Origin of the sequence: Actinomadura spongiicola, from assembly GCF_003432485.1 — a bacterium.
Taxonomy (GTDB): domain Bacteria; phylum Actinomycetota; class Actinomycetes; order Streptosporangiales; family Streptosporangiaceae; genus Spirillospora; species Spirillospora spongiicola.
The window spans coordinates 256,226-276,179 of record NZ_QVNQ01000009.1; the positions used below are offsets into that span (position 1 = coordinate 256,226).

At 70.9% G+C, this 19,954-nt stretch carries 18 protein-coding genes; 4 read left to right on the forward strand and 14 right to left on the reverse strand.

The features are described from left to right. Positions 1-6: 6 nt before the first annotated feature. From D0T12_RS27265 to D0T12_RS27275, 3 genes are read left to right on the forward strand one after another with little or no spacing between them, the layout of a single operon-like run. The gene (locus D0T12_RS27265) at positions 7-1,167 is read left to right on the forward strand and encodes a Gfo/Idh/MocA family protein (RefSeq protein ID WP_117402891.1); all 1,161 of its coding nucleotides are present in this window, start codon (positions 7-9) and stop codon (positions 1,165-1,167) included. Then, positions 1,164-2,375 carry a dihydrodipicolinate synthase family protein gene (locus tag D0T12_RS27270; RefSeq protein WP_117402893.1) on the forward strand — a complete coding sequence of 404 codons (1,212 nt, stop codon included), beginning with the start codon at positions 1,164-1,166 and terminating at the stop codon, positions 2,373-2,375. The genes D0T12_RS27265 and D0T12_RS27270 overlap by 4 nt, the downstream gene beginning before the upstream one ends. Further along, positions 2,372-3,190 (forward strand): sugar phosphate isomerase/epimerase family protein, encoded by an 819-nt coding sequence (locus D0T12_RS27275; RefSeq protein ID WP_117402895.1) that lies wholly within the window; start codon positions 2,372-2,374, stop codon positions 3,188-3,190. Before D0T12_RS27270 ends, D0T12_RS27275 begins: the two co-directional genes overlap by 4 nt. Positions 3,191-3,301: 111 nt before the next feature. Here D0T12_RS27275 and D0T12_RS27280 read toward each other — a convergent pair whose 3' ends face one another. The 6 genes from D0T12_RS27280 to D0T12_RS27305 all read right to left on the reverse strand — a co-directional run bounded on the left by D0T12_RS27280 (position 3,302) and on the right by D0T12_RS27305 (position 9,000). After that, entirely contained in the window at positions 3,302-4,327 is a 1,026-nt protein-coding gene (locus D0T12_RS27280; protein WP_117402897.1) for a LacI family DNA-binding transcriptional regulator, read from the reverse strand. A gap of 207 nt (positions 4,328-4,534) precedes the next feature. After that, positions 4,535-5,545 carry an amidohydrolase family protein gene (locus D0T12_RS27285; protein ID WP_117402899.1) on the reverse strand — a complete coding sequence of 337 codons (1,011 nt, stop codon included), beginning with the start codon at positions 5,543-5,545 and terminating at the stop codon, positions 4,535-4,537. Further along, positions 5,542-6,357 (reverse strand): ABC transporter permease, encoded by an 816-nt coding sequence (locus tag D0T12_RS27290; protein WP_117402901.1) that lies wholly within the window; start codon positions 6,355-6,357, stop codon positions 5,542-5,544. Before D0T12_RS27290 ends, D0T12_RS27285 begins: the two co-directional genes overlap by 4 nt. Continuing rightward, positions 6,354-7,148, reverse strand: a complete 795-nt coding sequence (locus D0T12_RS27295; protein ID WP_117402903.1) for an ABC transporter ATP-binding protein — start codon at positions 7,146-7,148, stop codon at positions 6,354-6,356. Before D0T12_RS27295 ends, D0T12_RS27290 begins: the two co-directional genes overlap by 4 nt. Next, on the reverse strand, positions 7,145-8,011 hold the full coding sequence (locus D0T12_RS27300; RefSeq protein ID WP_117402905.1) for an ABC transporter permease: 867 nt from the start codon (positions 8,009-8,011) through the stop codon (positions 7,145-7,147). Before D0T12_RS27300 ends, D0T12_RS27295 begins: the two co-directional genes overlap by 4 nt. Continuing rightward, positions 8,008-9,000: an ABC transporter substrate-binding protein gene (locus tag D0T12_RS27305; protein WP_117402906.1), complete on the reverse strand. Its 993-nt coding sequence runs from the start codon at positions 8,998-9,000 to the stop codon at positions 8,008-8,010. The genes D0T12_RS27300 and D0T12_RS27305 overlap by 4 nt, the downstream gene beginning before the upstream one ends. A 219-nt stretch (positions 9,001-9,219) precedes the next feature. Between D0T12_RS27305 and D0T12_RS27310 the strand changes: the two genes are divergently transcribed. Next, positions 9,220-10,248, forward strand: a complete 1,029-nt coding sequence (locus tag D0T12_RS27310) for a LacI family DNA-binding transcriptional regulator (protein WP_117403023.1) — start codon at positions 9,220-9,222, stop codon at positions 10,246-10,248. A gap of 159 nt (positions 10,249-10,407) precedes the next feature. Here D0T12_RS27310 and D0T12_RS35565 read toward each other — a convergent pair whose 3' ends face one another. From D0T12_RS35565 to D0T12_RS27355, 8 genes are all read right to left on the reverse strand, one after another. Continuing rightward, on the reverse strand, positions 10,408-11,256 hold the full coding sequence (locus tag D0T12_RS35565; protein WP_158581648.1) for a hypothetical protein: 849 nt from the start codon (positions 11,254-11,256) through the stop codon (positions 10,408-10,410). 808 nt (positions 11,257-12,064) lie between these two features. Continuing rightward, complete coding sequence (locus D0T12_RS27325) at positions 12,065-13,042, reverse strand: aldo/keto reductase (RefSeq protein ID WP_117402910.1); 978 nt, start codon at positions 13,040-13,042, stop codon at positions 12,065-12,067. A gap of 14 nt (positions 13,043-13,056) precedes the next feature. Next, positions 13,057-14,163: a zinc-binding dehydrogenase gene (locus tag D0T12_RS27330; protein ID WP_117402912.1), complete on the reverse strand. Its 1,107-nt coding sequence runs from the start codon at positions 14,161-14,163 to the stop codon at positions 13,057-13,059. Between the two features lie 60 nt (positions 14,164-14,223). After that, positions 14,224-15,096 carry a branched-chain amino acid ABC transporter permease gene (locus tag D0T12_RS27335; RefSeq protein ID WP_117402913.1) on the reverse strand — a complete coding sequence of 291 codons (873 nt, stop codon included), beginning with the start codon at positions 15,094-15,096 and terminating at the stop codon, positions 14,224-14,226. A 58-nt stretch (positions 15,097-15,154) separates the two neighbouring features. Then, positions 15,155-16,321 (reverse strand): ABC transporter substrate-binding protein, encoded by a 1,167-nt coding sequence (locus tag D0T12_RS27340; protein WP_117402915.1) that lies wholly within the window; start codon positions 16,319-16,321, stop codon positions 15,155-15,157. 64 nt (positions 16,322-16,385) lie between these two features. Beyond that, positions 16,386-18,167, reverse strand: a complete 1,782-nt coding sequence (locus tag D0T12_RS27345; RefSeq protein ID WP_117402917.1) for a branched-chain amino acid ABC transporter ATP-binding protein/permease — start codon at positions 18,165-18,167, stop codon at positions 16,386-16,388. Then, entirely contained in the window at positions 18,164-18,913 is a 750-nt protein-coding gene (locus D0T12_RS27350) for an ABC transporter ATP-binding protein (protein WP_117402919.1), read from the reverse strand. Before D0T12_RS27350 ends, D0T12_RS27345 begins: the two co-directional genes overlap by 4 nt. Beyond that, the gene (locus tag D0T12_RS27355; protein WP_117402921.1) at positions 18,910-19,860 is read right to left on the reverse strand and encodes an alpha/beta hydrolase; all 951 of its coding nucleotides are present in this window, start codon (positions 19,858-19,860) and stop codon (positions 18,910-18,912) included. Before D0T12_RS27355 ends, D0T12_RS27350 begins: the two co-directional genes overlap by 4 nt. Between the last annotated feature and the right edge of the window lie 94 nt (positions 19,861-19,954).

Sequence of the window (19,954 nt, forward strand, 5' to 3'; positions counted from 1 at the left end):
GTACTCATGGATCAGGTGCGCATCGGCATCATCATGAACGGCGTCACCGGACGGATGGGGACGCGCCAGCACCTCGACCGTTCGATCGTGGCGATCCGGAACCAGGGCGGCCTCGTCCTCCGGGACGGCCGCAGGCTCGTCCTCGACCCCATCCTCGTCGGACGCAACCCCGCGAAGCTGGAGGACCTCGCCCGGCGCTACGGCGTCGACCGCTGGACGACCGACCTCGACGAGGCCCTCGCCAACGACGACGACACGATCTACTTCGACGCGCAGACGACGCAGCGGCGGGCCGAAGCGGTGCGCAAGGCCATCGCGGCGGGCAAGCACATCTTCTGCGAGAAGCCGACGGCGGTGTCGCTCGACGAGGCGCTCGAACTCGCCCGGCTCGCCGACGCGGCCGGGGTCAAGCACGGCGTCGTCCAGGACAAGCTGTTCCTGCCCGGCATCCGCAAGCTGAAGAGGCTCATCGACGGGGGCTTCTTCGGCACGATGCTGAGCTTCCGGCTGAACTTCGGCTACTGGGTGTTCGAGGGCGACTGGCAGCACCTCAACCGCCCGTCGTGGAACTACCGCAGCGAGGACGGCGGCGGCCTCATCCTGGACATGTATCCGCACTGGCGGTACCTGATCGACAACGTCGTCTCGCCGATCAAGTCGGTCCTGTGCCACAGCGCCATCCACATTCCGAAGCGCTGGGACGAGGACGACCGGCCCTACGACTCCACCGCCGAGGACGCCGCCTACGGCCTGTTCGAGTTGGAGAACGGAGTCACCGCCCAGTTCACGACGTCCTGGGCCACCCGCCCCTACCGCGACGAGATCGGCGAGTGGCAGCTCGACGGCACGCACGGCAGCGCGATCGCCGGGCTGCGCGAGTGCCGGGCGCAGTCCCGGGCCAACACGCCGATGCCGGTGTGGAACCCCGACATCCCGAACCCGATCGACTTCCGGGCGGGTTGGCTGCGGGTGCCCGACAACGAGGAGTTCGAGAACGCGTTCCGCGTCCAGTGGGAGATGTTCCTGCGGCATGTGGTCGAGGACGCGCCGTTCGGCTGGGACCTGCTGGAAGGCGCCAAGGGCGTCCAGCTCGCCGAGCTTGCGTTGCGGTCGTCGCGCGAGCGCCGCTGGGTCGACGTGCCCGAGCTGACGGTCGGGTCGGCGTGACCTCGCTGCTGCTGCCCGCCGGCACCAGGCTGGAGAAGTACACGCTACGCGGCGCGCCGCGGCCGTTGCCGAGCCGCCGGGACGCGGCGCGCACCCGCAGGGCTTACGCGGCCGCGCACGTCGTGGCCGACCCGCTCGCCACCGTCGACCCGGCGCTCGACCCGGCCGTCGACTGGAACGCGACACTGCGGTTCCGGCACCACCTGTGGGACCTCGGGCTGGGCGTCGCGGAGGCGATGGACACCGCGCAACGCGGCATGGGGCTGCCGCACGGGCTCGTCCGGGAGCTGATCGAGCGGTCGTGCCGGGAGGCGGTGGGACGCGGCGCCGCCATCGTGTGCGGCGCCGGCACCGACGACCTCCCGGACGACCGGCCCGTCACCCTCGCCGAGATCGAGCGCTCCTACCTCCGCCAGTGCCGGTGGATCGAGGACGCGGGCGGCCGGGTCGTGCTGATGGCCAGCCGGGCGTTGTGCCGCACGGCGCGTTCGGCCGACGACTACCTGTCGGTGTACGGGACGGTCCTCGGCTCGCTGACCCGGCCCGCGATCCTGCACTGGCTCGGCGACATGTTCGACCCGCGGCTGGCGGGCTACTGGGGCACCGCCGACCTCGACACGGCCGCCGACACCGTCGTCCAACTGATCACGGAGTACGCGAGGTCGGTCGACGGCATCAAGATCTCCCTGCTCGACGCCGAGCGGGAGGTCGCCCTGCGCCGCCGGCTCCCCGCCGGGACGACGATGTTCACCGGGGACGACTTCAACTACCCCGAGCTGATCAGGGGCGACGACCAGGAGCACAGCGACGCCCTGCTGGGGATCTTCGACGCGATCGCGCCGCTGGCGGCCGAGGCCCTCGCCCTGCTGGACGAGGGCGACGCGGCGGGCTTCGACCGCGTGCTGGCGCCGACCGTACCGCTGTCCCGGGCGATCTTCGAGGCCCCGACGTACCACTACAAGACCGGCGTCGTGTTCCTGGCCTACCTGCGCGGCCTCCAGCCGCACTTCGTCATGCTCGGCGGGCACCAGGGCGCCCGGTCGATCGGCCATCTCGCGCGCCTGTTCCGGCTCGCCGACCGGGCGGGCCTCATCGAGGACGTCGACCTCGCGGTCGCCCGCATGCGCGCCGTGCTCGCGACCGCGGGCATCGACGGAAGGGACGCCGTGGTCGCGGGGAGCGGCACGTCAGCGAGGAGCGGAACGTGAGCGTCGAACGGCTCTCCATCAACCAGATCACGGTGAAGGCATGGTCCTTCGAGGAGACCGTGCGCGGGCTCGCCCGGCATGGGATCGGCTGGATCGGCGCCTGGGTCGGCCCCGTCGAGGAGTACGGCCCGGAGCGGGCGGCGGCGCTGCTGCGCGACCATGGCGTGCGGGTGTCCAGCATGTGCCGGGCCGGGTTCTTCACTGGAAAGAACCCGGACGGCGGGGGGCTCGACCACGACGCCAACCGCCGTGCCGTGGACCTGACGGCCGCGATCGGCGCGGACGTGCTCTACATGGTGAGCGGGGGCGTCCACGATGACCTGAACCTGGCCCGGTCGCGTGCCGCCGTCGTGGAGGGGATCGCCGAGCTGGTGCCGTACGCGGCGTCGGCGGGCGTGCGGCTCGCGGTCGAGCCGCTGCACCCGATGATGTGCGCCGAACGGTCGGTCACGGTCACCCTCGACCAGTCGCTCGACATCGTCGAGCGGTTCGACCCCGCGCACGTCGGGCTCGCGGTCGACACCTACAACGTGTGGTGGGATCCCGGGCTCGACGCGGCGCTGGCCCGCGCGGGCGACCGGATCATCGGCTACCAGGTGTGCGACTGGCTGGTGCCGCAGCCGCACCCGACGTTCGGGCGCGGGCTGCCCGGCGACGGCGCGATCGACATCCCCGCGATCACCCGGGCCGTCGACGCCGCCGGGTTCACGGGACCGATCGAGGTCGAGATCTTCAACGAGAAGGTGTGGGCACGGGATCCCGACGACGTCCTCGGGGCCGTCGTCGCGGGCTTCCCCCACCACGTCCTGCCCTGAGGACGGCCGGTGCGCCCGGTGAGCAGCGTCGCTCGCCGGGCGCATCGGCATGCCCGCCACGGGCAGGCGCGGCGGTATGCCAGCCTCAGGCGGGGGGGGCGACAGGCCGCGTCAGGCGGGCGGGGTGGCGCTCTCGCGGAGGGCGAGCGTGCCCTCGATCTCCACCACGTGCCGGGGGGACGCGGGACGCAGCGCGAGATCCATCGCCGTCTCCCCCACCCGCTCCAGGGGGATCTCCACCGTGGTCAGCGACGGCACCGCGTCGATCGCCGCGGGCAGGCCGCCGAACCCGGTCACCGACACCTCGTCCGGGACGACGATCCCGGCCGAGCGCAGCCACGACATCGCGCCGAGCGCCAGGACGTCGGCGACGGCCATCAGACAGCGCGGCGGGTTCCGGCGGCTCATCAGCGACTGCGCGGCGGACTGCCCGCCCTCGCGGGACAGGTCGGGGTGGACGATGTCGTCGCGGCGCAGCACGATGCCGTGGTCCTTCAGACCCTGCTTCAGCCCCTGCAGGCGGTCGCGGACGGTCAGCAGCCGCAGCGGGCCCGCGATCACGCCGAACGAGGTGTGCCCGAGCTTCACCATCGCGGCGGCCAGCTCGCGCATGGCGGCGGCGTTGTCGATCTGGACGAGGTGGCCGACGTCGCGGCCACGGGTCACCGAGACGACCGAGCCGCCGGACTCCTGGTAGGCGCGCAGCTCGGCGCGCATGGCGGCGTTGTGCACGGTGTCGCGGAACGCGCTGCCGGTGAGGATGAGCGCCCGGACCCGCTGGTGGACGAGCAACTTGACGTATTCGAGCTCGCGCGCCGGGTCGCGGTAGGTGCACACCATGTTGACCAGGAGGTCCTCGCGGTCGGCCACCGACATGACCCCGCCGCTGAGCAGGGCGAAGTAACTGTCGCGGACGTCGTGGACGACGAGTCCGACACTGCTCGACGACGAGGTGGCGAGTGCGCGGGCGTGCGGGTTCGCCCGGTACCCCAGCTCGGCCGCCGCGGCGAGCACCCGCTCGCGGAGCCCGGCCCGTCCGCCGTAGTTCGGGTCGCTGAGCATCCGCGACGCCGTCGCGATCGAGACGCCCGCGTGCGCGGCGACGTCCTGCAGTCGGACCAGGTTGCGGTCGGCCATGGGTGTCGCTTCCTCCCGGGTACGGTCCGCAATATCGTGGCGGAATCCGTAAGCGCTTACAACTCGCCTCCTCGAACGCGAGTCCTCTCCCCTGCATACCTCGCCGGTGACCAGAAGTGAAACCGCTTACCGTTGGTGTCCGCCCATGGCGAAGGGACGTGCCGCCGACCCGAGCCACCGGGACGACGGCACGTCGTTACAACGAGGTCACCCGTCGGAGAGCCGCATCATCTCGCGGATGTTGCCGTGGTAGATCCGGTCCCGCGCGTCCTCGGCGATGTCGAGGGCGTCGAGGACGCGGATCGTCTCCCGGATGTACAGCGGGCCTCCCTCCGGGTCGAACGGGCAGTCGGTGCCGAACACGACGTGGTCCGCGCCGAAGAACTCCAGGCCGCACCGGGTTCCGATGTCGGAGCCGGACAGCGAGGTGTCGGCGTAGAACTTCCGGAAGTGTTCGAGCGGCCGCCGCGGGGCGTTCCGCAGCCGCTCGTAGGCCGCGCCGGACGTCCGGCTGCCGAGCTGGGGACCCCAGCCGATCCCGATCCTGCCCTCCAGGTACGGGATCATCGCGCCCATGTGATGGGTGATGACCTTGAGGTCGGGATGCCGCTCGAACAGGCCGGAGAACACGAGCCGGGCCATGGCGGCGCTCGTCTCGTACGGCCAGCCGAACGCCCACCAGATCTCGAACTGCGAGGAGTTCTCGGTGGCGTAGTCGGCGAACGCGGGGGTGCGGGCCGGATGCATCCAGACCGGCAGGTCACGGGCGGCCATCTCCGCGAACACGGCGGCGAACGCCGGATCGTCCAGGGGACGCCCGTTCACGTTGGTGAACACCTGCACGCCTCGGGCGCCGAGCTCGTCGATCGCGAACTTCAGCTCCACGAGCGCGGCGTCCGGGTCGTTCATCGGCAGGGACGCGACGAAGGCCGGGAACCGGTCGGGATGCTTCTCGCACAACTCGCGCATCGAGTCGTTGGCGAGCCGCGCCAGCGCCGGGGACTCGCCCGGACCGGCGAGCAGCTCGATCGGCGGTGAGGACAGTGTGAGGATCTGCTGGTAGCCCTCGCCGAACTCGTCCATGATCCGCAGCCGCTCATCGAGGTCGTGCAGCGCGGGCAGTTCCAGCCAGCGCTTGAACGCGGCCGGGTCGGCGAGCTCCCGCATCCGCGCGAAGTACGGCGCGGGCAGGATGTGGCTGTAGGCGTCGATCTTCATCGGTCTCCTCGTGCGGTCTTCGGCACCCAGCGGGTGATCCTGCGGTCGACGGCCTGCACCAGGGCCACCGCGCCCAACGCGACGGCGATGATCACCAGGAGCACCGCCAGGACGCTGGCGCTGTCGAAGCGTCCGCCCGCCTGGGTCACGACCCGTCCCAGGCCGACGACGGCGATGAACATCTCGCCGTTGATCATTCCGGTGACGGCCCGTCCGACGCCGAGCCGGACACCGGCCATGATCATGGGTGCGGCGGCGGGCAGCAGGACGCGCAACAGCACCTGTCCCTCGCCCGCCCCGTAGGAACGTGCCATCTCCGGCAGATGCGCCGGCACGCCCTGGATCGCCGACGCCGTATTGATGATCATGACGAACATCGAGTACATGACGACGACGGCGACGATCGAGCCGCGTCCCTCGCCGAGCAGCGAGAAGAAGATCGGCGCGAAGACCAGGGACGGCGCGGTGAGCAGCGCGTAGACGTAGACGCCGAGGGCGGCCTCAACCTTGCGGTAGCGGCCCATGGCCACCCCGATGGCCAGGCCGCCGAAGAGCGAGATCGCGAAGCCCAGCAGCAGGTTGATCAGGCTGTCGCGCAGGCTGCTGAAGATCAGCCCGCTGGACGCCATGTCGACCAGCCGGCCCAGCACCGTGGTCAGCGGCGGGAAGAACGACGCGTTCGCCACCTGCCCGACCAGTTCCCAGGCCGCCGCGGCGGCGCCCAGGCTGACCGGCGCGGCGGGCAGGCTCCGCCAGGACAGGCGACCGCGCGCCCGCGCGGAGTGGCCGCGGCGTTGTGCGAGCGCGCTCATCCGGCCGCCTTCGCCGGACGGTGCTCCTCGTGCATGTCGCGCAGCCGGTCCCACAGGTACGCGGTGATCTCGACGTACTGACCGGAACGTTCCAGTGCGCCCACGTCGCTGGACCGCGGCCGTTCCAACGGAACCGGAACGATCTCGGCGATCTGGCCAGGCCGGGCGCTCATCAGGACCACGCGGTCACCGAGCAGCACCGCCTCCTCCATGCTGTGGGTGATGAAGACGACGGTCAGCCGGTGCTCCTCCCAGATGGACAGCAGTTCCTCCTGGAGCAGGCGGCGGGTCTGCTCGTCGACGGCGCCGAAGGGCTCGTCCATGAGCAGCACCTGCGGCTGGACGGCGAGGGCCCGGGCCAGCCCGACGCGCTGCTGCATACCGCCGGACAGCTCACCGGGCCGCTTGGTCTCGAAGCCCGCCAGCCCCACCTTCTTGATGAGGACGCGGGCGCGCTCCTCGCGCTCGGCGCGTCCGACACCGCGCATCCGGAGCCCGAAGGCCACGTTGTCCAGCACGGTCGCCCACGGCAGCAACGCGAAGTTCTGGAACACCATGCTGCGGTCGGGGCCCGGCCCGCGCACCGGCGTGCCGTCGATGAGGATGTCGCCGTCGTCCCAGGGGATGAGGCCCGCGACGCACTTCAGCAGCGTGGTCTTCCCGCAGCCGCTCGGCCCGAGCACGGTGAGGAACTCGTTGGGACGGACGTCGAGGTCGACGTCGTGCAGCGCCTCGACGAGACCGCCGTCCTGGCCGACGTAGGTCTTGCGCAGTTCGCGGATTTCGATCATCGAACGCTCCTAGCGGTGGTGGTCTGGGCCCATCGGGTCAGTTTGCGTTCGGCCCACCGCGCCATGGAGATCAGCAGCAGCGCCTCCGCCAGGATGATCACGATGGTGCCGTACAGGAGCGGCGCCTGGAACAGGCCGCGGTACTCCAGGATCAGCCCGCCGAGCGCGTCGGAGACCATGAGCAGCTCGACGATGACCATGCCGGTGACCGCGCGGCCGAGGCCCAGCCGGACGCCCGTCATGATCGCCGGCAGCGCGCCGGGCAGCAGGACCCGCGTCCAGACGGCACGTTCGTCCGCCCCGAAGGAACGTGCCATCTCGATGAGCGACGGATCCACCTGCCGGACCCCTGCGCGGGCGTTCACCACCACCATCACGATCGAGAAGATCGTGACGAGGATGACCCGCGAGGCGAGCCCGAAGCCCACCGACATCACCAGCAGCGGGATGATCGCCGCCATCGGGGTGACCAGCAGGATGTTGAGGTACACGTCCGCCAGCCGCTCCAGCCCGCGGAACCGGCCGAGCAGGATGCCGAGCGGCACGCCCGCGACGACGGTGACGGCGAACCCGATGACGAGCGCCTGGTTGCTGACGTACATCGCCCGCCACAGCTCCGCGCTGCCGAGCATCTCGACGGTCGCCTCGACGGTCTCGGTGAAGCTGGGGATGAGCAGGCCGCCCTGACCGCGGGCGTACAGCTCCCAGCCCGCCGCGAAGACGACGAACGTGAGCACCTGGTACGGCAGGTTCCGGTCGGCGACCCGCCGCAGAACTCCCGGACGCCGCGCCGGGCGCGGGCCGGTGCGACCGCCCCGCGTCCCCGACCGGCGTGGTGGCCGGGACGTCGTCGTGGCCGTCATCGGGCCGCCTGGACGAACGTCAGGTCGGCCGCGTCCTTCGCGCTCATGCCCTTCTTGATCACTCCGGCCCGGACGAAGAATTCGATGGTGCCCTGGACGTTCTTCTCCGTGAGGGCGGCGGCGTCGAACAACCGCGCCTGGACGTACCGTTCCGCGACCTTCGTCATGTCGGCGCCGTCCTCGTCCGGCAGGTACTTGGCGGCCAGCTGCACCAGGTACCGCGGATCGGCGTTGATCTTCGTGTGCTGGCGGACCAGCGCGGTCACCAGCGCCTGTGTCACGTCCTTGTGCTCCTTGATGAAGCCGCTGTTGGCGTAGACGGTCTGCGGACGCAGGTCCGGCAGGCTCTCCGCGAAGTCCGCGATCTTCGCGAACCTGCCGCCCTTGGACTCCAGCGCGACCACGTCGGAGACCTCCAGCGCCGTCGCGTCGATCCGGCCGCTGACCAGGGCCTGGGCGCGCACGTCGGAGCCGCCGATCGTCAGGTACTTGGGCCGCTTGCCCGACGAGCAGTTGGCCTTCACCCACTCCTTGACCATCGCGGTCGCGGTCGCGCCCTCGCTGAAGATCCCGAACGGGTTGCCGTCGAGCTGGTCGCAGGAGGAGATGCCGGGCTTGCCGTAGACCGCCCACTGGTTGCCGATGGCATCAGCGATGATCTTGATGGGGGCCTTGCGCTCCACCGCGAGGAGGGCGGCGCTGGTCGCCTCGGCCGAGAGGGCGTAGTCGCCCTTGGCCAGCCCCTCGATGGACAGTTCGGGCTCGGCCAGTTCGACGACCTTGACGTCGTGACCCTGCCCGCGAAGGTCGTCGAGCGCGGCGAGGATCGGGACGGTGGTGATGTCCGGTTCGGTGATCGCCACCTTGAACGAGAGTTTTCCGTTCCCCTTGGTGTCGGCCGCGCCCCCGCCGCCGCCTCCTCCGCACGCGGCCAGGCTGACGAGGGTCGCGAGCGCGGCGAACCGTCTGAGATGAGTCCAGGCGTCCACAGCCTCCTCCTTCAAGATCGCGCCGCTCCCCGGCTTCCCTTGGGAAACCCGAGGTAATCGACTAGGCAAACGTATGCCTTGAGCCGCATGATAGTGAGGCGTACCACAGAAATGTCAAGGAAGAGCCCGGAATGACTGCGTCTGGAGGGCCGTGAATCCGTTGCTGCCACCAGTGCGCCATGCCATAATTGGGCAAACGTTCTCCTAGAGGGGGTGGCCGTGAGCTCACTCGTAGACGTCGCCCAGGCGGCGGGGGTGTCGGTCTCCACCGCGTCACGGGTGCTGACCGGATCCAGTCACCCGATCTCCGCCAAGACCCGTGCCAGGGTCATCGCCGTGGCCGAGGAGCTGGGCTACTCGCCCAGCGCGCTCGCCCGCGCGCTGGTCTCGCGCAGCAGCCGGCTGATGGGTGTGCTCGTGAGCGACATCGTCAACCCGTACTTCTCCGTCATCGCCCGCGGGGTGGACGACGTGGCCAGCCGCGCCGGTTACGTCACCATGCTGTGCAACGTCGACCGCCGCACCACCACGGAGATCACCCGGGTGCGGACCATGCGCGACTACCGCGCCGCGGGGCTGATCTTCGCGGGTAGCGGGTATGTCGACGACCCGCGTGAGCCGGAGCTCGCCAAGGCGGTCCGCCAGGCGCAGGAGCAGGGCATCCACGCCGTGTCGCTCACCGCCCGCGACATCGGGTGCCGGGTCATCGCCGCCGACGCCCGCGCCGCCGCGTACGACGTCACCGACTATCTCATCTCGCTGGGCCACCGCCGGATCGCGTTCATCGAGGGGCCGGAGGGGATGGTCGCCACTCAGCAGCGCCGCGACGGTTTCCTCGCCTGCATGGAGAACGCCGACCTCGCCGACGGCGCGCAGTGCCTCCCCGGCGGCTTCGACTTCGAGGCCGGGCACGCCGCCGCCATGCGGCTCATCGCGCATCCGCCGCTGCCCGACGCCGTCGTCGCGGTCAACGACGAGGCCGCGGTCGGCGCGCTCAGCGCGCTGCGGCAGGCGCACATCGACGTGCCGGGCGAGATCTCCGTGGCGGGCATCGACGACCTGCGGGTCTCCCGGTTCGTCGGCCTGACCACGGTCAGCCTCCCGCTGTACGAGATGGGCGCCATGGCGGCCCGCCACATCATCGACACTCCCCCGGAGGCCGCCGCGGGCGCCGCCGAGACCACCGTCCTGAGCCACCGGCTCATCCCCCGCGAGACCACCGCGCGGCGCCGTCCCGCCCGCGCCTGACCCCTGGCGGGACGCCCGCGACGGCGAACGAAGAAAGTCATGCCCCGCCGACTGTCGTCGGCGGGGCATGACTTGCGCTGTGCGGCCGATCAGCGTCGCAAGGATCCGTGATGACGGTCCCGGCTCACTCCCGACCGCGAACCCCTCGCGGAGCCGGGATCAGCCCTGGCCGTGTCCCGCGGTCAGAGGGTGGTTCTGCACCTGCTCCTGGTTCAGCTCCTGAACCTGGCTCGGCGCCTCCCCCTGGCTCGGGCTCTTCTCCTGGGCCGTGGGCTGGTTCTGCGCCTGCGGCTGAGCCGCGGCCTCAGGCTGGGCCTGAGCGGCCTCCGGCTGAGCGGCCTCCGGCTGAGCGGCCTCGGGCTGAGCGGCCTCGGCCTCCTGCTGAGCCGCCGGCTGCTCGTGAGCGACCGGCTGAGCCGCGGCCTCAGGCTTGTTCTGCGCCTGCGGCTGGGCCGCGGCCTCGGCCTGCTCCTGAGCGGTCGGCTGAGCCGCGGCCTCGGGCTGGGCCTGCGCCGCCTCCGGCTGGGCCGCCTCGGGCTGAGCCGCCTCGGCCTCTTCCTCGGCGGCCGGCTGAGCCGCGGCCTCAGGCTTGTTCTGCGCCTGCTGCTGAGCCGCGGCCTCGGGCTGGGCCTGCGCCTCGGGCTGGGCCGCGGCCTCGCCCTTGGCCTCTTCCTGGGCGCCGGCCTGGCCGCCGCCCTCTTCCTCACCCTGGTCCTGCTCCGGGCCCTCGACCTCGATGGTGACCGGGCCGATGTTCTTCCCGTGCACGGACTGCTTGATGGGACCGGTCTTGACCGGCTTGTTCCCCAGGTTCACCTTGGCGTGCGGCGAACCGGCGACCTGGCTGAAGTTGAGGTCCCCCGGGCCCTGCTCGATGATGTACTGCGGCCCGACGTTGATGTTGATGTCGGTGGGCTTCCCGCCGTCCGCGGACGCAGCGGGAACCGCCAGAAGGCTGGCGCCGATGACCATGCCGGTCACCGCCGCCGCCCGAGCGATGCGTTTCATTGTATCTCCCCCGTTTTTTCGAGTCGCGTTTTCACACTGCGACGAACTGATCATAACAAGCCCGCGCAAGAGGTCACCCGGGGGTGGGTGGGTCGCCGTGTCGCGGCAGTTCCATTTCACGAAATGCTCGCATCGCCGTGCATTTTACCAATGGGGTATCGCGTCCGAAATGCCGTCCACGGCGGAGCATCGTTATGGCGTGATCCGGGTGCTTTGCGGCGGGCTGGACGGGCCGCCTTATACCAGATCACCGGCCATGGACCCACGACACGCGCGGCCCCGTGACCGGCGATCACCGTACCGAGCTCCGCCGTCCGATAATCCGGCGTGACGTGCGTGGCACATATGGGGGGTGATGCCACTATCTGTGGCCTGTGGTGTGATTTTTCTGGCGGCGACAGGGAAATTACACTTCGCTCTGTACCGACTCATTTCGACGAACCACCCACCGCCATTCAGGACCTGTCCTGGGCGAGCGGGACGCTCATCGCGGGCGCCACGGCGCTTTACGGCCTCGCGTCCGTTTTCTACTCCGCGGACTTTATGTCGGTCGCGTCTGTGACCACGAAGGAGATTTCGATCTGCTTCCGGTCTCGTCGAGCCGCCTTCCGCTGAACGCCAGGTGTCCCCGGGGCGAGACGGTCGCCGAGATCCTGCCGGGCCGGATCAACCCGACGCTTCTCGGCATGGCCCTGCGCACGGGGACTGCACGAAGATGAGGCTGACTCAACCTTGTGGCCCGATAAGTCCGCCCCCTGGGCGCCCGGCGGGCGGGCCCAGGGGGCGGCGAGCATACGGGACGCGGAGCCTACGGGCCCTCGGGGTCGACGATGTCGCGGTCGACCCAGAACGGGTCCATCAGCTCGCGCAGCCGCTCGGCACCGACGCGGTCCAGGACGTCCAGCGCCGCGATGTTGTCCTTGAGCTGCTGCAGGCTCGTGGAGCCGAACAGGACGGTGCTGGTGGACGGGTGGGTGAGGGTGAACGCGATGCACAGCTGCGCGGGCGTCGCGTCGAGGTCCGCCGCGAGCGTGGCGAGGCCCTTCGCGGCCTCCTGGATGCGCGGGCGGATGTCGCCGGGGTCGCGGCCGATCTGCCGCGACTCGCCGGACTTGCCGGCCAGGATGCCGCCCTCAAGGACGTCCGACGCCTGAAGGGACACGCCCTCGGCGAAGACGGCCGCCCACGGTTCCCCGTCGGGGATGGCACGCCGGCACGGGCTGTACTTCAGCTGCGCGAGCTGCGGGCCCGGCGAACCGGCCGCCAGGGCGTGCTCGCGGATCGTCCGGATGGCGGTCGCCGACCAGTTGTTGACGCCCCAGCAGCCGAGCAGGCCCTCCTTCTCCAGCGCGGCGAGGTCCTCGGCGAGCCGCTTGAGGTCCAGGTCGTCGCTGCGGATGTCGCCGAGGACGGCGACGTCCGCGTGCTCGGCGCCGACGCGGAACAGCGCGTTGGTGAGCTGGTCGCGCATCGACTGCTCGGGGTAGCCCTCCAGCCACAGCTTGGTGGACAGCAGGTACTCGTCGCGGGCGACCCCGGCGGCGCGGACCATCGCGGAGAACAGCACGTCGGTGAACACCGGCGGGGTGACGCCCGGGATCCCGTAGACGGCGACGTCGAACAGGTTGATGCCGGAGTCGATGGCGTGCCGCAGCATCTTCACGGCGTCGCCGAAGTCCATCCGGTCGTAGGTGTGCCAGGAGCCGAGGGACAGCACGGACGTCTGCGGGCCCGCCGTGCCGAGGCGGCGGTGGGGGACCTTCCGGTCGGGGGTCTCAGAAACCACGGTGGGGGGTGTCCTTATCGGTTGGGGTTGATGACGGCCTTGACCTGCTCCAGCCGCGACATCGACGCGAGGGCGGCGGACGCGCCGGCGAGGCCGTCCGGCTGACCGAACAGGTCGTCCCAGGCGAAGCGGTCCTGGAACCGGCGCAGGAACTCGATCGAGCGGTACAGGTCGCCGACGTCGCCGTTCAGCGAGCCGAGCACGTCCAGCTGCTTGCCCATGATCGCGCCGAGGGCGAGCGGCTCCGTCTGGAACCCGGTGCTGCCGACGATGACGAACCGGCCGCCGAACGCGGCCATCCCGATGGCCTCGGCGCCGACGCCCGGCGCGCCCGCGAGGTCGAGGACGAGTTCGGCGCCCCGTCCCTGCGTGGCCTCCATGACCGCGGCGACCCGGGAGTCGGCGTCGCCGTCGAGCCCGATGGTCAGGTCCGCGCCGAACCGCCGGGCGAGCTCGCGGCGCGCGTCCGGCGCGCCGATCGTGATGACCTTGCCGGCGCCCGACACGCTGGCCACGGCCGTCGCGACGATGCCGAGCGCGCCCGCGCCCTGCACCACGACCGTCGATCCGGGCCGCACTCCCCCGGCCCGCTCGAAGGCGTGCAGGACGGTCTTGACCGCGCAGCCCGCCGACGCCGCCCAGGTGTCCTTCACGTCGTCCGGAAGGACGAGCTTCAACGCGCCCGGCGTCACGTAGTTGTGCCCGGCGAGGCCGCCCGTCGCGTACGGGGGGCGGTCGGCGCGCTGCAGGAAGCCGTAGCCGCGCTGCGAGCACGCGACGGGGTTGCGCAGGATGGTGCACCCGTAGCAGCTCCCGCACACCGACTCCGACCAGCCGATGCGGTCGCCGACCTTGACGTCCTGGCCGAGCGCGTCACGGGTGCCGGGGCCGACCGCGCAGACGGTGCCGATCATCTCGTGGCCGAGGACGATCGGCAGCATCTCCGGGAACGTCATGGCGCCGGACCACAGGTGCACGTCCGTCGCGCACAGCGTGGCGCAGTCGACCCGCACGACCGCCGCGCCGGGTTCGCACTCGGCGGGAAGCGGCAGCTCCTCGATGCTCAGGTCCTCGCCGTGCTCGCGGAGCACGGCCGCCCTGGTGGTGGTCGGATGACCCATCTTTCCTCTTTCTTCTCCTGGGGGACGGCCCCCAGGCCCCCCGGAAGGGCTCGTTGTTCGTTACCTGCTGTGCGCGGTGTCCCAGACCTCGCGGCGGCTGCGCCACCACAGGAGCACGAGGATCACCAGGAAGGGCACGACGCCCTGGTACTTCTGGATCGAGTCCAGGGAGGACGACATGCCCTCCAGGCAGCCCACGATGAGACCGCCCGCGAGCGTCAGCGGCAGGTTGCGGAACGCGCCGACCATCGCCACCGCCAGGGCGGTGCTGATCAGGCCGGCCAGCGCGCCGAAGTCGCTGCCGAGCCGGGGCGCGACCAGCACGATCACCAGCATGGTGATGGCGCCGACCCCGGCCCAGACCCCGACGGCGAGCCGCGGCGCGGGGATGCCGACGACCTCGGCGGTGCCCGGCCGCTCCGACAGCGCCTGCAGCTTCAGGCCGAGGCGGGTGCGGGTCAGCATGAGCCCGACGCCCAGGGTGATGAGCACCGCGAACGCGAGCGACACCAGCACCGACTGGGGGACGACGACGCCGCCGACCGTGAACACGGGGTCGTCGAACGGGTTCGGGAACTGGCGGGCGCCGGTGGTGTTGCCGCCGAACAGCCGCAGCCCGAGCGCGGTCAACGCCACGTACAGCGCCACCGTGACGGCGGCCTTGGTGCCCTCGCGGTGCCCCGCGAACCAGCGGACGAGCGCCGCGCCGAACACACCGGACAGCAGCGCGGCGGTGGCGGCGCCGATCAGCAGGGCGAGCCAGACGTTCAGTCCCTCGTCGGTGAGCGTCACCATCACGAAGGCGCCCATGGCGCCGACGGCCGTCATCGCGAAGTTGACCACGGCGACGAGCCGGTAGGTCAGCACGACGCACAGGCCGAGCAGGGCGTAACCGCCGCCGCTGGTCAGCCCGGCGATCACAGAGTTGAGCATCGGATTCCTCCGGGTGGGGCCGGACGCGCGGCGGGCCGCGCGTCCGGCTGCGTACCGGCTACTTCTTGGGGGCGGGGACGGTGAAGCCGCCGGGAAGGACCTTCCAGGCGCCGTTCTCCGCCTTGACGAACTGGCTGCCCTTGATCGGGTTGTGCTCGTTGCCCGGGCCGAACACGTACGGGGTACCGACCATCGGGTAGTTGATCGGCTTCATCTCCTTGAACGCCTTGGTCACCGACTCGCGGGTGATGTCGCCCTTGATGCCCTTGAGGACCTGGACGACGACGTCCGCCGACATGACGGCGCCCTGGCTGAACGCGGTCTTCTGGATGTTGTTCGACGTGACGATCTTCGACCAGCGGTCGTTGCCCGGCAGCGTCGGGTCGGTGTACGGCTGCCACTCGGTGCCCGCGTAGGCGTTCATGTCCGGCGGGATCACCTTGGCGTTGGCGTCGCTGTAGCTGTTGGCCGCGAGGATGAAGTCGACCTTCTGCATGCCCTGCGTCTTGGCCTGCTGGAACCACGGTCCGACGGTCGCGTTGTAGGCCACGGCCTGGCAGCCGGCGTTCTTGATCGCCACCAGGTAGCGGGTCGGGTCGCCCTGGCCGACCGCGAGGTTCTTGTGCGCCAGGGTCTTGCCGGTGAGCTTCTCCCACTCCTTGATGGCGTTCTCGATGCCGCCGCCGCTGCCGGGCAGCACGGTGTAGGCGATACAGACCTTGTCGTGCTTCAGCGTCTCGGACGCGTAGTACAGCATCGCCGTGGTCAGCGTGTACGGACCGGGGTTCACCGGCGCGATGTTCGGGCTGGTGAAGCAGGCCGGGTCCACGCCGATGGCCGGAACCGAGACGATCTTCTCCTTGGAGTAGGTCGCGCGGTTGACGCCGCAGTCGACGGCGCTGGACGAACCCGCCAGCGCGACGACGTTCTCCGACTTGATCAGCTGGCGGGCGGCCTGGCTGGACCGCGCCGGGTCCATGGCGTCGTCCTTGCTGACCAGTTCGATCTTGCGGCCGTTGATGCCGCCCGCGGCGTTGACCTCGTCGAAGACGGCCTTGACGGCCTTGGGCACCTCGGGGGTCTGGAACAGCCCGGTGATGCCGTTGATGGCTCCGATCTTGATCGGTCCGTCGGACCCGCCGGAGTCCGAGCAGCCGGAGGCGACGGAGAGGGCGAGCGCGGCCGCTGCCGCGATCGCGGAGGTGCGAACGAAAGTGCGTTTCATCGAGTGGACCTAGTTTCGCGGGGATGGGGATGGGATGGACGACGGAATCCGCTCCAGATTCCGTTCAGGTCGCCGGGACGTCCGCGGCGCCGAGATAGGCGGCCCGGACGGCGGGGTCCTCCAGGACCTCGCCGGTGGGGCCGCTGGCGATGACATTGCCGAAGTCCAGGACGGTCACCTGCTCACAGACCGCCTGAACGAGCTCCATGTCGTGTTCGACCAGCAGGATCGAGACCCCGAAGCGCTCGGGGACCTCCGCAAGCCTGGCGCCGAGCGTGAGCGACTCGGCCGCGGACTGCCCGGCGGCGGGCTCGTCCAGCAGCGCCACCTTCGGCCGTGCCGCGATCGCGGCCGCGACGTCGAGCAGCCGGCGGGTTCCGGCGTCCACGATGGACACCGGCACCTGCCCGGGCGGGCAGCCGAAGAACTCCAGCAGCTCGTCCGCCTCGGCGCGCGACAGCCGCCGCCCCGCGCCGATCGTCAGGTACTCGTACTGGCTCAGCTCCGGCGCGATGGCCGTCGTCTGGAAGGTGCGGCGCAGCCCGAGGGTGGCCCGCTTGTTCGGGGAGAGACGGTCCAGCTGACGCCCGTCCAGCGCCACCGCGCCCTCGCAGCGGACGAAGCCGCTGACCGCCGCGATGAACGTGGACTTGCCCGCGCCGTTCGGGCCGATGAGCCCGACGACACCGCCCTCGGGGACGGTCACGTCGACGCCGTTGAGCGCGACGACCTCCCCGAACTTGACGGTCAGGCCCTGCACGGTCAGCAGCGGCTTGGCGTCCCCGACGGGTCGCCGCGCGGGCACCTCGGCGAGCGCGGCGGCGGCCGCCTCCACCTGCGCCTCCGCCTGCGCGGTGGCGCTCTCGCCCTCCGCGTCCTTGGCGTCCTCGGCCGCCTTCAGCAGTTTGCGGGCGTCGACCTCCCGCTTTCGCAGGCGGGTCATGTCGGTCTGGCTCAGCCCGCTGCGCAGCGCGAGCAGGGCGCCGACGCCGAACAGCACGCCGCCGAAGTCCTGCGGCAGGGAGATCTTCTCCATCAGCGTCCCCATCAGCGCGCCGAACACGCCGCCGATCACCGCGCCCTCGGGGTGGTGCGGGCCGATCATGACGGCGACGGCGAACAGCGCCAGGGACTGGCCCATCGCGAAGTTCTGCGGGACCACCAGGCTGAGCTGCCCGACCAGGAGCCCGCCGCCGATGCCGGCGACGAACGCGCTGATCGCGAAGGCGGCGAGCTTGCTGCGCGCCACCGAGATGCCGTGGGCGGCGGCGGCCCGCTCGGAGTGCCGCAGCTCGTACCACGACAGCCCGAGCCGGGTCTTGCCGATGATGCCGAGCCCGATGGCCAGCACGGTGAACACGATCACCGTGAAGACGAAGTAGCCGCCGTCGGTGTCGAACGGCGCCGGCCGGTCCAGCATGACCAGGTCCTTGGCGCCGGGGAACGGGTTCACGTTCAGCACGATGTCGGTGGACACCGCGAACCCGAACGTCACCACGGCCAGGTTGACGCCGCGGATCCGTAGCGCGGGCAGTCCGATCGCGACGCCGACGGGCACCGCGGCGAGGCCGCCGAGCAGCAGCCACAGGAAGAAGCCGCCCGGCGCCTCCGCGACGTTCAGCCGCAGCACGACCCACGCGCCGATCGCCGCGAACGACATCTGGCACAGCGACATGACGCCGGCCCGGCCGACGATCACGCCGAAGCTCAGCATGATCACCGCGCTGATCGCGGCGCTGATCGCCAGATAGATCCAGTACGGCGGCAGCACCGCCGGGAGCAGCGCGCACGCGAGGATCGCGGCACCGACCCCGGTGCCGAGACCCCGCTTGTCAACCAGGTTCATTCGAGCTCGCTCTCGTCTGCAGCGTCCGTTCCGGCGGCGCTGAGGGGCGGCCCGCCGAAGTAGAGCCGGTGCAGGCGCTCATCGTCGCCTCGCAGCTCCTCGCACGGGCCGGAGAAGACCACGCCGCCCTTGCGCAGGACGTAGGCGTGGGTTCCGACATCGAGGGCCAGGTTCGCGAACTGCTCGATCAGCAGCACCGCGATGCCCATGCCCGCCAGTTCCCCGACGGTCGACATCAGCCGGCGCACCACCAGCGGGGCGAGTCCGAGGGACATCTCGTCGATCAGGACGACCTTCGGCGCCGAGACCAGCGCCCGGCCGAGCACGAGCATCTGCTGCTCGCCGCCCGACAGGTACCCGGCCTGGAGGGTGCGCCGCTTCTCCAACTCGGGGAAGAGCTTGTAGACCGTCGCGATGTCCCCGTCGGCCGACTGGGAGACGATGAGGTTCTGCTCGACGGTGAGCGTCCGGAACGTGGTGCGGGCCTGTTCGACGTAGCCGAGGCCCGCTCGGGCGCGCTTGTAGGGCTGGAGCTTCTCGATGGCGGTGCCGTCCAGCCGGATCGTGCCGGACTTGACGGGGGCGAGGCCGGCGATGCCGTCCATCAGCGTCGTCTTCCCGGCGCCGTTCGCGCCGAGGACGACGGTGACGGCGCCCGGGGCGGCCTCCAGGGAGACATCGTGGACGACCGGGACCTCGGCCCGGTTCACGGCGACGCCCTCCAGCGCGAGGGCCGGCGCGGTCATCGTTCGCCGTCCGTCCCGAACGCGGCGCGGAGCGCGGCGGCCGCCTTGGCCTGGGCCTTCCGGCCGGCCGACAGCTCGGTGGCCAGCGGCCCGAAGAACGCGTGGATGATGCCGTCGTAGCGGACGAGCTCGGTGTCGACGCCCGCCTCCTTCAGCCGCGCGGCGTACTCCTCGCCCTCGTCGCGGAGCACGTCGTACTCCGCGCCGAGGACCAGGGCCGGGGCGACGCCCGACAGGTCGTCGGACCGCAGCGGCAGCAGGTAGGGGTCGTCGAGGTCGGCGGGGCTCTTCGGGTAGGTGGTGAAGAACCAGTCCATGCTCGACTTGGAGAGGAAGTAGCCCTCCGAGTAAAGGCTGTAGGAGGGGCGGCCGTCGTCCGGGTGGCCGAGGACGGGCGACACCAGGACCTGGAGCGCGATCCGCGGGCCGCCGAGGTCGCGGGCCTTCAGCGCGGCGACGGCCGCGAGGTTGCCGCCCGCGCTCTCCCCGCCGACGGCGATCCGGGCGGGGTCGGCGCCGATCTCCGCGCCGTGTGCGGCGACCCAGGAGACGGCGGCGTAGGCGTCGTCGGCCGCGGCCGGGAAGGGGTTCTCGGGAGCGAGCCGGTAGTCGACGGAGATGACGACCGTGTCGGCCGCGGCGCAGACGGCGCGACACGAGTACTCGTTCTCGTCGAGGCCGCCGACCGTCCAGCCGCCGCCGTGGAACCAGACGAACGCGGGGAACGGGCCCTCGCCCTCCGGTGTGTAGACGCGGACGGGCAGCTCCCCGGCGGGGCCGGGGATGGTGGTGTCGGCGACGGAGCCGACCTCCGGCAGGTCGTCGGGCATGACGAACATCTGCTTGAAGCCCTCGCGTATCGCGATGACGTCGAGCGGCCCCGACGCGTTCGGGTCCTCGGCGGGGGTGCGGTCGATGATCCGCTGCGCCTCGGGATCCAGGGGCATCGTTTACCTCCGAAGGCCCGGTGTGTCCGGGACCGCGGGCGGAACCCGCAGGTCGGACACTCCAAAATCGTATCTGATTCCGTGTACGTTAATT